At 77.0% G+C, this 269-nt stretch carries 1 pseudogene; it reads right to left on the reverse strand.

Features of this window, described 5'->3' with window-relative positions:
- Positions 1 to 242 (reverse strand): annotated as a pseudogene (locus B7767_RS22225) (phosphoribosylamine--glycine ligase N-terminal domain-containing protein); the annotation flags it as partial.
- Between the last annotated feature and the right edge of the window lie 27 nt (positions 243 to 269).

Consider the following 269-nt stretch of genomic DNA (forward strand, 5'->3'; position numbering starts at 1 on the left):
GCGTCGGCGACACCGGCGACCAGGGGCGCCTCCGGGCCGACCACCACGAGGTCCGCACCGAGCCGCGCGGCCAGCGCGGACACGGCCGCGCCGTCGAGGGCGTCGACCTGGTGCAGCTCGGCGACCCCGGCGATGCCGGCGTTGCCGGGGGCGCAGTGCAGCGCGGTGACGTCGGGGTCGAGGGACAGGGAGTGGCACAGGGCGTGTTCGCGGGCGCCGCTGCCGATGACGAGGACCTTCACGGGGTCAGCCTAACGGGAGACGGCGGG

It is taken from the genome of Streptomyces sp. 13-12-16 (assembly GCF_002114215.1).
GTDB lineage: Bacteria > Actinomycetota > Actinomycetes > Streptomycetales > Streptomycetaceae > Streptomyces.